Source organism: Streptomyces lacrimifluminis (assembly GCF_014646095.1).
GTDB classification, from domain to species: domain Bacteria; phylum Actinomycetota; class Actinomycetes; order Streptomycetales; family Streptomycetaceae; genus Streptomyces; species Streptomyces lacrimifluminis.
This window is the reverse complement of record NZ_BMMU01000021.1, coordinates 41,001-53,538: the sequence shown is the minus strand read 5'-3', so window position 1 is coordinate 53,538 and position 12,538 is coordinate 41,001. Positions and strand designations below refer to the sequence as shown.

The 12,538-nt window shown below is 70.4% G+C and carries 8 protein-coding genes; 2 read left to right on the top strand and 6 right to left on the bottom strand.

The features are described 5' to 3' along the window. Positions 1–47: 47 nt before the first annotated feature. The 6 genes from IEY89_RS27320 to IEY89_RS27295 form a co-directional block, all read right to left on the bottom strand. Complete coding sequence (locus IEY89_RS27320; RefSeq protein WP_189150165.1) at positions 48–662, bottom strand: TetR/AcrR family transcriptional regulator; 615 nt, start codon at positions 660–662, stop codon at positions 48–50. A 31-nt stretch (positions 663–693) separates the two neighbouring features. Continuing rightward, the gene (locus IEY89_RS27315) at positions 694–1,533 is read right to left on the bottom strand and encodes an SDR family oxidoreductase (RefSeq protein ID WP_189150164.1); all 840 of its coding nucleotides are present in this window, start codon (positions 1,531–1,533) and stop codon (positions 694–696) included. Positions 1,534–1,560: 27 nt separating this feature from the next. Next, positions 1,561–2,313 (bottom strand): VWA domain-containing protein, encoded by a 753-nt coding sequence (locus IEY89_RS27310; protein WP_189150163.1) that lies wholly within the window; start codon positions 2,311–2,313, stop codon positions 1,561–1,563. A 366-nt stretch (positions 2,314–2,679) separates the two neighbouring features. Further along, positions 2,680–4,140, bottom strand: a complete 1,461-nt coding sequence (locus IEY89_RS27305; RefSeq protein WP_189150162.1) for a glutamate synthase subunit beta — start codon at positions 4,138–4,140, stop codon at positions 2,680–2,682. Then, positions 4,133–8,755 carry a glutamate synthase large subunit gene (gene gltB / locus IEY89_RS27300; protein WP_189150161.1) on the bottom strand — a complete coding sequence of 1,541 codons (4,623 nt, stop codon included), beginning with the start codon at positions 8,753–8,755 and terminating at the stop codon, positions 4,133–4,135. Before gltB ends, IEY89_RS27305 begins: the two co-directional genes overlap by 8 nt. Positions 8,756–9,118: 363 nt before the next feature. After that, complete coding sequence (locus IEY89_RS27295) at positions 9,119–9,850, bottom strand: VIT1/CCC1 transporter family protein (RefSeq protein WP_189150160.1); 732 nt, start codon at positions 9,848–9,850, stop codon at positions 9,119–9,121. Positions 9,851–10,169: 319 nt separating this feature from the next. Here IEY89_RS27295 and IEY89_RS27290 point away from each other — a divergent pair, with 319 nt between their 5' ends. Together IEY89_RS27290 and IEY89_RS27285 are read left to right on the top strand one after the other, a co-directional pair. After that, a complete protein-coding gene (locus tag IEY89_RS27290; protein ID WP_189150159.1) occupies positions 10,170–11,285 on the top strand; it encodes an ADP-ribosylglycohydrolase family protein in 1,116 nt (371 codons plus the stop codon). After that, entirely contained in the window at positions 11,200–12,534 is a 1,335-nt protein-coding gene (locus tag IEY89_RS27285; RefSeq protein WP_373287301.1) for an ADP-ribosylglycohydrolase family protein, read from the top strand. The genes IEY89_RS27290 and IEY89_RS27285 overlap by 86 nt, the downstream gene beginning before the upstream one ends. Positions 12,535–12,538: the final 4 nt, after the last annotated feature.

Below are 12,538 nucleotides of genomic sequence, written 5' to 3'. Positions count from 1 at the left end.
AACTCCCTCACAGAAAAGAGCTGTTCACATAGGGCTGTCAGGTACGGCTATGCACGTACGGCGATCCCGTCCAGCACCATCGACAGGTACTGGCGGGCGATCTCCTCCGGGCTGTGCTGTCCGCCGGGCCGGTACCAGGACGCGGCGACCCAGACGGTGTCGCGCACGAAGCGGTAGGTGAGGCGGATGTCGAGGTCGGCGCGGAAGACCTCCGCGGCGACTCCGCGTTCCAGCGTGGACAGCCACGCCTTCTCGAATCTGCGCTGCGACTCCGCGAGGAACGCGAACCGCTCCTGCGCGACGAGCTGCCTGGACTCCTTCTGATAGATCGCGACCGCTGCGCGGTGCCGGTCGATCTCCCGGAACGACTCGGTGACCAGTGCCTCCAGCGTCTCGCGCGGCCCGGACTCGGCGCCCAGGACGGTGTCGTAGCCCTCCCACAGCTCGTCGAGGAACGTGCGCAGGATCTCCTCCAGCATCGATTCCTTGGAGTCGAAGTGGTAGTAGAGGCTGCCCGCGAGCATGCCGGCGTGGTCCGCGATCTTGCGTACGGTGGTGGCGTTGTAGCCCTGTTCGGCGAAGACCTCGGCGGCGGTGTCGAGGATTTCGCGGCGGCGGGCGGGCACGGCGGTCACCTGGGGCTTCTTCTTCGTAGGAGGCACGCGTCCATTGTGGTCCCAGACATGTGCCGTCCTAGGGGTGCTGGCTGCTGACGGAGACGACTTCCCCCGTCAGGTACGAGGAGTAGCCGGACGCCAGGAACACGATCACGTTGGCCACCTCCCAGGGCTCGGCGTACCGCCCGAATGCCTCGCGGGCCGTGAGTTCGGCCAGGAGTTCGGGGGTGGTCACCTTCACGAGGTGGGGATGCATGGCGAGGCTCGGTGACACCGCGTTGACCCGGACCCCGTACTCGGCGGCCTCGATCGCCGCGCTCCGGGTCAGCGCCATCACGCCGGCCTTCGCTGCGGCGTAGTGCGCCTGCCCGGCCTGGGCCCGCCAGCCGACGACGGACGCGTTGTTGACGATCACGCCTCCTGGTCTTCCTGGTCCTTCTGGCCTCCCTGTCCGTCCGGACTCTCCCGCTCCTCCGGACCCGCGCTCGCGAAAGATCCGCAACGCGGCCCGCACACACCGGAACGTGCCGTTGAGCGTCACGTCCAGCACCCTCGACCACTGCTCGTCCGTCATGTCGACGAGGGACGAAGTACCGCCGAGGCCCGCGTTGTTGACGACGATGTCGAGCCGCCCGTGTACGTCCACGGCCGCGTCGAAGAGGGCCCGCACCTGGCGTTCGTCGGTGACGTCACAGGGCAGCGAGCCGACGCCCTCGAACTCCCCGGCCAGCTCCCCCTCGTACTCCTTGAGCCGCCGCGCGTGCGCGTCGCTGATCAGCACGCGCGCGCCCTCCTCCAGGAACCGGCGGGCGGTGGCCCCACCGATGCCCGCGCCCGCGGCTGCCGTGATGACGGCGGTGCGCCCCTTGAGCAGCCCGTGTCCGGTTACGTACGCCGGACTCTCGACGTCTCCCATGCACCCACAGTATCTACCAAACACTTGTTAGGGAAGGTCGGTGGGTGGGGGACCGTCCCGTTCGACGACGATTCCCTCCGCCCGGGCGGCGACCAGCCACTTCGGGAACTCGCCCACCAGACGGTCGTACAACTCGTCGTCGGACACGGCGCGCGGGTCCGAACCGGCATGGAAGAACCCGGCGTTGTCGACGACCCGTCGCTGCGGCACCGCCAACTCGTCGAGCTTGCGCAGGAAGTCGAACTGCTTGCTCGTGGCGTCCCCGAAGCCGATGAACTGCCAGAACAGCGGCAGCCGCGCCGACTTGCACACGTAGCGTTCGGCGGCGAGCTTGTTGATCGGGCCGCCGTCGGTCTGGAAGACCACGAGTGCGGGGGCCGTGGACCCGCTGTCGAGGTAGTGCTCGATGACCGCGTCCATGGCGAGGTGATAGCTGGTCTTGCCCATGTGCCCGAGCCCGGCGACGATCCGGTCGACGCTCCCCGCGTGGTCGTCGAGGGCGATACCGGTCACGGCGTCGACGTCGGTGGAGAAGAGGACGACGGGAACCGTCCCGTCGTCGTCGAAGTGGGCCGCCAGCCCCAGCACCCGGTCGGCGAGCGCCTGCACACTGCCGTTCCGGTAGTACGGCTTCATGGAACCGGAGTAGTCGACCACCAGGTAGACGGCCGCCCGCTGACCGTCGAGCCCGTGCCGGTCCACGGCCGCCCCGGCACTCTTGTAGAGGCTGACCAGCGCGGGCGCGGCCTCCTCCACCTTGGTGAGACTGATCGCGGCCATGCGTGGCTCCCCTCCCGGAATGTGCCGGACTGACGAGATCCTGAGGGTACGTCACCCGGACGAGCGACCGCCCCACGTACCCTTCTGCCGGGCAGCGACGCGTTCAGCCTGGGCGGCATCCGCGCCGCCGCCCTGGAGGAGGCCGACAGCCCGGCGGAGGGCGGCGACGAGAAGACGTACCTGGAACGCGGTCCTCGACGCCCGCCGCACGGCGAGGGCTGGACAAGAGGCCTGGCGTGAACACGGTGCCCGTCCGGCTCCGGACGCGCCGCGGCGCCCGCCGTGTCCGGTCGGGGACTGTGGCGAGCGCCGTGGTTTGTTCGTTCCGTACGCCGTTGTACGGGACGTCTTTGGTGGGGTACCCCGTCAGACCATCAGGGAACGGTCCGTCGGGCGGATCGGGGCCGGGAGGTCGCTCGCGCCGGTGAGGAAGCGGTCGACTCCGCGGGCCGCCGAACGGCCCTCGGCGATGGCCCAGACGATGAGCGACTGGCCGCGGCCGGCGTCACCGGCGACGTACACGCCGGGGACGTTGGTCTGGAAGTCGGCGTCGCGGGCGATGTTGCCGCGCTCGTCGAGGTCCAGGCCGAACTGGTCGACGAGACCGTTGTCGCGGTCGGTGCCCGTGAAGCCCATGGCGAGGGTGACCAGCTGGGCGGGGATCTTCCGCTCCGTGCCCGGCTTCGGGGTCAGCCTGCCGTCGATGAACTCGACCTCGGTGAGGTGCAGCCACTGCACGTTGCCGTGCTCGTCGCCCTCGAAGTGGGTCGTCGAGACGGAGTAGACGCGCTCGCCGCCCTCCTCGTGCGCCGAGGTGACCTTGTAGAGCATCGGGAAGGTCGGCCAGGGCTGCCCGGGGCTGCGGTCCTCGCCCGGGCGGGGCATGATCTCCAGCTGGGTGACGGAGGCCGCGCCCTGCCGGTGGGCGGTGCCCACGCAGTCCGCGCCCGTGTCGCCGCCGCCGATGACCACGACGTGCTTGCCCTCGGCGGTGACGGGCGGGGCCACGAAGTCGCCCTCCTGCACCTTGTTCGCCAGGGGCAGGTACTCCATCGCCTGGTAGACGCCCTTCAGCTCCCGCCCGGGGACGGGGAGATCACGGGCGGTCGTCGCACCGGCGGCGATCACGACGGCGTCGTACCGCCTGCGCAGGTCCGTCGCCTTGAGGTCCCGGCCGATCTCGATGCCCGTACGGAAGCGGGTGCCCTCCGCGCGCATCTGCTCGATACGGCGGTTGATGTGCCGCTTCTCCATCTTGAACTCGGGGATGCCGTAGCGCAGGAGGCCGCCGATGCGGTCCGCGCGCTCGTACACCGCGACCGTGTGGCCGGCCCGTGTCAGCTGCTGGGCCGCCGCGAGACCCGCGGGACCCGAGCCGATGACCGCGACCGTCTTGCCGGAGAGGCGCTCCGGGGCCTGGGCGGCGACATCGCCGCCCTCCCAGGCCTTGTCGATGATCGAGACCTCGACGTTCTTGATGGTGACCGCGGGCTGGTTGATGCCCAGCACGCACGCCGACTCGCACGGAGCCGGGCACAGGCGGCCGGTGAACTCCGGGAAGTTGTTGGTGGCGTGCAGCCGCTCGGACGCCGACGTCCAGTCCTCGCGGTAGGCGTAGTCGTTCCACTCGGGGATCAGGTTCCCCAGCGGACAGCCGTTGTGACAGAACGGGATACCGCAGTCCATGCAGCGGCTGGCCTGCTTGCTGATGATCGGCAGCAGGGAGCCGGGGACATAGACCTCGTTCCAGTCCTTGAGACGGACGTCCACCGGGCGGGACTTGGCGACCTCGCGGCCGTGGTTGAGAAAGCCCTTGGGATCAGCCATTGGTCGCCGCCTCCATCATCTTCTCGGTGATCTCGGTCTCGGTGAGACCGGCCTGCTCGGCGGCGGCCTTGGCGGCGAGCACTGCCTTGTACGTGCTGGGGATGATCTTGCTGAAGCGCTCCACCGCGACGTCCCACTCGGCCAGGAGCTTCTCGGCGACCGTCGAGCCGCTCTCCTCCTGGTGCCGGCGCACGACATCGTGCAGCCACCGCTTGTCGGCGTCGTCGAGCGCCTCGACGGCGTCCGCGTTGCCGACGTTGACGTTGTCGCGGTCCAGGTCGATGACGTACGCGATGCCGCCCGACATACCGGCCGCGAAGTTGCGGCCCGTCTCGCCGAGGACGACCGCGTGACCGCCGGTCATGTACTCGCAGCCGTGGTCGCCCACGCCCTCGGACACCACCGTGGCACCGGAGTTGCGGACGCAGAACCGCTCGCCCGAACGACCGCGCAGGAACAGTTCGCCGCCGGTCGCGCCGTACGCGATGGTGTTGCCCGCGATCGTCGAGAACTCGGCGAGGTGGTCGGCGCCCCGGTCGGGACGGACGATCACCCGGCCGCCGGAGAGGCCCTTGCCGACGTAGTCGTTGGCGTCGCCTTCGAGGCGCAGCGTGACACCGCGCGGCAGGAAGGCGCCGAAGGACTGGCCGGCGCTGCCGGTGAAGGTGATGTCGATGGTGTCGTCGGGCAGACCGGCCCCGCCGAACTTCTTCGTCACCTCGTGGCCGAGCATCGTGCCGACCGTGCGGTTGATGTTGCGGATGGCGACCTGGGCGCGGACCGGCTGGGCGTCGGTCGCGCTGTTCGCGGCGAGGGCGTCGGCGGCGAGCTTGATCAGCTCGTTGTCGAGCGCCTTCTCCAGGCCGTGGTCCTGCTCGATGACCTGGTGCAACGGGGTGCCCTCGGGCAGTTCCGGCACGTAGAAGAGCGGGGACAGGTCAAGGCCCTGCGCCTTCCAGTGCGTGACCGCCCGCTCCACGTCGAGGGTCTCGGCGTGGCCGACGGCCTCCTCGATGGTGCGGAAGCCCAGCTCGGCGAGGATCTCGCGGACCTCTTCGGCGATGAACTGGAAGAAGTTCACGACGTACTCGGCCTTGCCGGCGAACCGGTCGCGGAGCACCGGGTTCTGGGTGGCGATGCCCACCGGGCAGGTGTCCAGGTGGCAGACGCGCATCATGACGCAGCCGGAGACGACGAGCGGCGCGGTCGCGAAACCGAACTCCTCGGCGCCGAGCAGCGCGGCGATGACGACGTCACGGCCGGTCTTGAGCTGGCCGTCGGTCTGGACGACGATCCGGTCGCGCAGGCCGTTGAGCAGGAGCGTCTGCTGGGTCTCGGCGAGGCCGAGCTCCCAGGGACCACCGGCGTGCTTGAGCGAGGTGAGCGGCGAGGCGCCCGTACCGCCGTCGTGGCCGGAGATGAGGACGACGTCCGCGTGTGCCTTGGACACACCGGCGGCGACCGTGCCGACGCCGACCTCCGAGACCAGCTTCACGTGGATCCGCGCCTGCGGGTTCGCGTTCTTCAGGTCGTGGATGAGCTGGGCGAGGTCCTCGATGGAGTAGATGTCGTGGTGCGGCGGCGGCGAGATCAGGCCGACACCGGGGGTGCTGTGCCGGGTCTTGGCGACCCACGGGTACACCTTGTGGCCGGGCAGCTGGCCGCCCTCGCCGGGCTTGGCGCCCTGGGCCATCTTGATCTGGATGTCGTCCGCGTTGACCAGGTACTCGGAGGTGACTCCGAAGCGGCCGGACGCGACCTGCTTGATGCTGGACCGGCGCGCCGGGTCGTACAGGCGCTCCGCGTCCTCGCCGCCCTCACCGGTGTTGGACTTGGCGCCCAGCTGGTTCATGGCGATGGCGAGGGTCTCGTGCGCCTCCAGGGAGATGGAGCCGTACGACATGGCGCCGGTGGAGAACCGCTTGACGATCTCACTGACGGGCTCGACCTCGTCGATGGAGATCGACGGGCGGTCGGACTTGAAGCCGAAGAGCCCGCGGAGCGTCATGAGGCGCTCGGACTGCTCGTTCACCCGGTCCGTGTACTTCTTGAAGATGTCGTAGCGGCGGGTGCGCGTGGAGTGCTGGAGGCGGAAGACCGTCTCCGGGTCGAACAGGTGCGGTTCGCCCTCGCGGCGCCACTGGTACTCGCCGCCTATGTCGAGGGCGCGGTGCGCCGGGGCGATGCCGGAGGCGGGGTACGCCTTGGCGTGCCGGGCGGCGACCTCCTTGGCGATGACGTCGATGCCGACGCCGCCGATCTTGGTGGCGGTGCCGTTGAAGTACTTCTCGACGAAGGCGGTGTCGAGACCGACGGCCTCGAAGACCTGGGCGCCCCGGTAGGAGGCGACCGTCGAGATGCCCATCTTGGACATGACCTTGAGGACGCCCTTGCCGAGCGCGTAGATCAGGTTGCGGATGGCCTGCTCGGGCTCGATGCCGGGCAGGAAGGTGCCGGCCCGGACCAGGTCCTCGACGGACTCCATCGCCAGGTACGGGTTGACCGCGGCGGCGCCGAAGCCTATGAGCAGGGCGACGTGGTGGACCTCGCGGACGTCACCGGCCTCGACCAGCAGGCCCACCTGGGTGCGCTGCTTGGTGCGGATGAGGTGGTGGTGCACGGCGGAGGTGAGCAGCAGTGACGGGATCGGGGCGTGCTCGGCGTCCGAGTGGCGGTCCGACAGGACGATGAGGCGGGCGCCGTTGTCGATGGCCGCGTCGGCCTCGGTGCAGATCTCCTCGATGCGGGCGGCGAGGGAGTCGCCGCCGCCGCTGACCCGGTAGAGGCCGGAGAGGGTCGCGGCCTTCATGCCGGGCATGTCACCGTCGGCGTTGATGTGGATGAGCTTGGCCAGCTCGTCGTTGTCGATCACCGGGAAGGGCAGGGTGACGCTGCGACAGGAGGCGGCGGTCGGTTCCAGCAGGTTGCTGGCGGGGCCGAGGGAGGAGCGCAGGCTGGTGACCAGTTCCTCGCGGATGGCGTCCAGCGGCGGGTTGGTGACCTGCGCGAACAGCTGGGTGAAGTAGTCGAAGAGCAGGCGCGGGCGCTCGCTCAGCGCGGCGATCGGCGAGTCGGTGCCCATGGAGCCGAGCGGCTCGCCGGCGGTCTTGGCCATCGGCGCGATGATGACGCGCAGCTCTTCCTCGGTGTAGCCGAAGGTCTGCTGGCGGCGGGTGACCGAGGCGTGGGTGTGCACGATGTGCTCGCGCTCGGGCAGGTCGGAGAGCTCGATCTCGCCGGCCTCCAGCCACTCCGCGTACGGCTTCTCGGCGGCGAGGCCGGCCTTGATCTCGTCGTCCTCGATGATGCGGTGCTCGGCGGTGTCGACGAGGAACATCTTGCCGGGCTGGAGGCGGCCCTTGCGGACGACCTTCGCGGGGTCGATGTCGAGGACGCCGACCTCGGAGCCGAGGACGACGAGACCGTCGTCGGTGACCCAGTAACGGCCGGGGCGCAGTCCGTTGCGGTCGAGGACCGCGCCGACCTGGACGCCGTCGGTGAAGGTGACACAGGCCGGGCCGTCCCAGGGCTCCATCATCGTGGCGTGGAACTGGTAGAAGGCGCGCCGGTCCGGGTCCATGGTGGTGTGGTTCTCCCACGCCTCCGGGATCATCATCAGCACGGAGTGGGGCAGCGAACGGCCACCGAGGTGGAGCAGTTCGAGCACCTCGTCGAAGGACGCCGAGTCGGAGGCGTCGGGCGTACAGATCGGGAAGACCCGCTCCAGGCCCTTGTCCCCGAAGAGGTCGGAGACGAGCTGCGACTCACGCGCCCGCATCCAGTTCCGGTTGCCCTTGACGGTGTTGATCTCGCCGTTGTGGGCAACGAAGCGGTACGGGTGGGCGAGCGGCCACGACGGGAAGGTGTTCGTGGAGAAGCGCGAGTGGACGAGCGCGATGGCCGACGCGAAGCGGCGGTCGGACAGGTCCGGGAAGAAGGGCTCCAGCTGGCCGGTGGTCAGCATGCCCTTGTAGACGATGGTCCGCGCGGAGAGCGAGGGGAAGTAGACGCCGACCTCGCGCTCGGCGCGCTTGCGCAGCGCGAAGGCCTTGCGGTCGAGGTCGATGCCCGTGGCGGGCACCGCGGCGCTGTCCGCGACGAAGATCTGCCGGAAGGCGGGCATCGTCGAACGGGCGGTGGCGCCGAGGAGTCCGGGGGCGACCGGCACGTCGCGCCAGCCGAGGACGGTCAGGCCCTCTTCGGCGGCGATCGTGTCAATAAGTGAGACGGCCTCGGCGGTTGTCGGGACGGCGTCCGTCGCCGTCTCCTCCGGGAGGAAGGCGATACCCACCGCGTAGGAGCCGGCCTCGGGCAGCTCGAATTCGGCCACCTCGCGGAAGAACCCGTCCGGAACCTGCGAGAGAATGCCGGCGCCGTCGCCGGAATCGGGCTCGGAGCCGGTGGCACCGCGGTGCTCCAGGTTGCGGAGAACCGTGAGCGCCTGCTCGACCAGCGCATGGCTCGCCTCGCCGGTGAGGGTGGCCACGAAGCCGACGCCACAGGCGTCGTGCTCGTTGCGGGGGTCGTACATACCCTGCGCAGCAGGGCGAGCATCCATGAAGGACCACTTCTGGCCAATCTCAGAATGCTGGGACGGCTGGCGCGGCGTACGCATCGGCTCTCCCGTCGTCGTCGTGTGGCATATGCATTAAGCCGAGGGACGACGTTGGCCCTCTTGGAGTGCAAAATTTCGTGCAGGTTACATGATGGGACGGTTCTCGGGAACCGGATACTGCGTACCAACATGCGGACACCGCAGCGCGCGGCATGGTGACCGCGCTGCGGTGGAAGTAATGGGGGCCGAAGCGGACAGATCGATGTCCCTCGACCCATGGCAAGGAGAGCGTCGTCGCCCTCTCCGCAGGTGCGCCGCAGGCTTCGTTACCCACAGCGCGTACGGCTCATGCCCGGTGGTTAAGCGTTCGAAACCAGCGAGTAACGGCTACTTATGCGGCCCATCGCATAAGTGCACGACGCCCTATCCTACGGCCGCACCGAACAGGTTGCCCAGGGCGTACGTCACACCGGCCGCGGCCCCGCCCAGCGCGAGCTGCCGCAACCCGCTGAACCACCAGCTCCGGGCGGTCACCCGCGCCACCACCGCACCACATCCGAAGAGCCCGACGAGGGCGATCAGCACGGCGGGCCACAGCGCGGTCGCCCCCAGGAGGTACGGGAGCACGGGCAGCAGCGCACCCAGTGCGAACGCCCCGAAGGACGACACCGCGGCGACGCCGGGCGAGGGCAGGTCGGCGGGGTCGATGCCCAGCTCCTCGCGGGCGTGTATCTCCAGCGCCTGGTCGGGGTCGCGCGAGAGCTGCCGGGCCACTTCACGGGCGAGCTTCGACTCGACGCCCCGGGACTCGTAGAGCGCGGCGAGCTCACGCTCCTCGTCCTTGGGGTGCTTCCTCAACTCCCGTCGCTCGACGTCGAGTTCGGCCTCGACCAGCTCGCGCTGCGAGGCGACGGAGGTGTACTCGCCGGCAGCCATGGAGAAGGCGCCGGCGGCAAGGCCGGCGAGCCCGGTGATAACGACGGTCCGATGCGAGACCGCCCCGCCCGCCACACCTGTCATCAGGGCGAGATTGGAGACAAGCCCGTCCATCGCCCCGAAAACGGCCGGCCGCAACCAGCCGCCGGTGACATCCCGGTGGGTGTGGTTGTCACGGTGCGCCTCGTGCAGCGCCGCCTCGGTCTCGATGATGGCCATGCCGTCCCCCAGTTCGTTCGCTTCGGGCGTTGCTTCCGGAAGTTTTCCGAGCCGATCCGACCGGACCGCACTTGGACTTGTTCCACTTTTCGACATCACCAAAAATACGCCCCGAATTCCCCCTCCGCCAGCAAGGAAAGGCTGCCCTCACCTGCACGTTCATGATGATCGCTCATCCGTTGGTGTACTCGCACAAATGTCGACCGGGTGATGATTGGGGCGCCTGAGGCGCACGTGAACCCCTCCGATGGGACAGTTCCGCAAAGGGTTCCGCTCCCCGGGAGGGAGCCCCCGGAACCCTCCGGAGGAGAGGCCGCGTATGGCATCGATCGCCTGCATTCCCTCGGTCCCGGCGCACCAGGACGCCGCCCTGCTCCGCGACAGAGCATGCGGCGCCCTGCTCGGTCTGGCCGTGGGGGACGCGCTCGGCGCCCCCGCCGAGAACATGAAGCCCTCGGAGATCCGCGCCCGCTGGGGCCGCATCACCGGATACGTCGCCGAGAACCCCGCCGGCACGGACGACACGGAGTACGCGATCTTCTCGGGCCTCCTCCTCGCCCGGCACGGCTCGGCCCTCACCCCGGCGCATGTGGAGGCGGCCTGGCACCAGTGGATCGCCGACCTCGACGAGGGTCCCTTCCGGGGTGCCGGTTTCAGCGAACGCGGCACCCTGGAGAACCTGCGCCGGGGTCTCGCGGCCCCGATCTCGGCCCAGCACCGGCACGCCTGGAGCGACGGCCTCGCGATGCGAGCGGCCCCCTTCGGTGTCTTCGCGGCGGGCCGCCCCACCGAGGCGGCCCGCCTGGTGGCGATCGACGGCTCGGTGAGCCATGACGGCGAGGGCATCTACGGCGGTCAGGCGGTGGCGGCGGGCGTGGCCGCGGCGATGGCGGGCGCGCCGACCATCGCCGTGGTGGCCTCCGCCCTGGCGGTGATCCCCGAGGACTCCTGGACGGCACGCTCCCTGCGCCGCGCGGTGGCGGTCGCCCACCGGGGCGAACGCGCGGTCCGCTCCGCGGTGGTGATCGGCGGCTACCCCTGGACCGACCTGGCCCCCGAGGCGGTCGCCCTCGCCTTCGGCGCGTACGCGGTGGCCGACGGCGACTTCACGGAATCGGTACTGACAGCCGTCAACATGGGCCGCGACGCGGACACGACGGCAGCGGTGGCGGGCGCCCTGGCAGGCGCGACCCGCGGCGCCTCGGCCATCCCGCCCGAGTGGGCGGAGGCGATCGGCCCGGCCCGCGGCACCTGCCTCCCCTCCATGGCGGGCCACCACATCCTCGACGTCGCGGAACTCCTGACACCGGGCGAGGGCGGCAAGTGGGGCGCGAAGCCGGTCGTACGGGATCCCGCGCCTCCGACACCGGACCGGACCGCGTACGTCCTGGCCCCGGACGACGCCCCGACACCCACAACGGAGGTACAACCGTGAGCCCACGCACAGCCCCAAGCCCGGGCATTTCAGCCCGTCCGGGGGTCCCCCCTCTGGGGGAGGGACGGGTAGGGGCGGCGGGGGCGAAAGACACCACCCGAGCCGGAGCCGGGGTCCACTGATGAACCCCCGCCGCATCGAGGGCCTGCTGCTGGGCCTGGCCGCAGGCGACGCCGCCGGCTGGCCCGCCGCCCGGCACCGGGCCGCCCGGATGCCCGACTGGACCCGCCGCCTCACTCGCGAACTGGACACCTTCGCCGAGCAGAACGCGACCACCACCCTCCCCGTGCCGATCGCCCTCAACCAGCCCCCGGAACCGCTACGGCTCGGCCCCTCGGACGACGCGGAGTGGGCGGCGTTCGCGGCCGAGGCCCTGCTGCGGGCCGGGGACCACAGCGTTTTGGGCGACCTGAGCCGGGAGCGCCGGGCACGGGCCGCCATCGACCTGTCCTGGAACGCGGTCGCCAGCGAGGTGGCAGCCGCCGCGGAACGCGCCCCCGAGGTCGAGTCGGCGGTGCTGCCACTGCGCGCCCGTATCTCCGTACGGGCCGGCCTCGGCAACCTGGCCGCCGGTCTGCGCCCGCCCGCCACCGGTCACGACAACCCGCACTACTTCGACGACGCGGCCTGCGTACGGGCCTGTGTGCTGGCGGTGGCCCACCCCGGCGACCCCCGGCTCGCCGCCGAACTGGCCGAGTTCGACGCCCGCTACACCCAGGACGGCGACGGCGTGCACGGCGCCCGCGCGATGGCGGCGGCGCTCTCACTGGCGCTGGCCGGCGAGGAGGTGGAGGCCTGCGTGAACGCGGCGCTGGCGGAACTGCCCGAGTGCACGGAGATCGGCCGGAACACCCGCCACGCACTGAAGCTCGCGCGGGACGCAGACAGCGCAGACGGGGCATTCGCCCTGGTCCCGCTCCTGGAACACCAGATCGTCGACCACGTCTACAGCTACGGCATCGCCGCCGCCGAGACGGTCCCGGTCGCCCTCGCGCTGGCCACAGCGGCGCGGGGCCGGATCGCCGAAGCGGTGCCGGCCGCCGCCTGTCTGTCGCGGGTCGCGGACTCGGCCCCCGCACTCGCCGGTGCCCTCACCGGGGCGTTGGGCGGTGGCGCCGCGATCCCGGCGGCCTGGCGGGACGCCTGCCGCACCCTCTCCGGCTGCGCCCTTCCCCGGCTTACCGGCACCGATCTCGTGGAACTCGCCGAACTGCTGGAAGCCACACAACGGGTCACCCCAGGAGGATGATTCG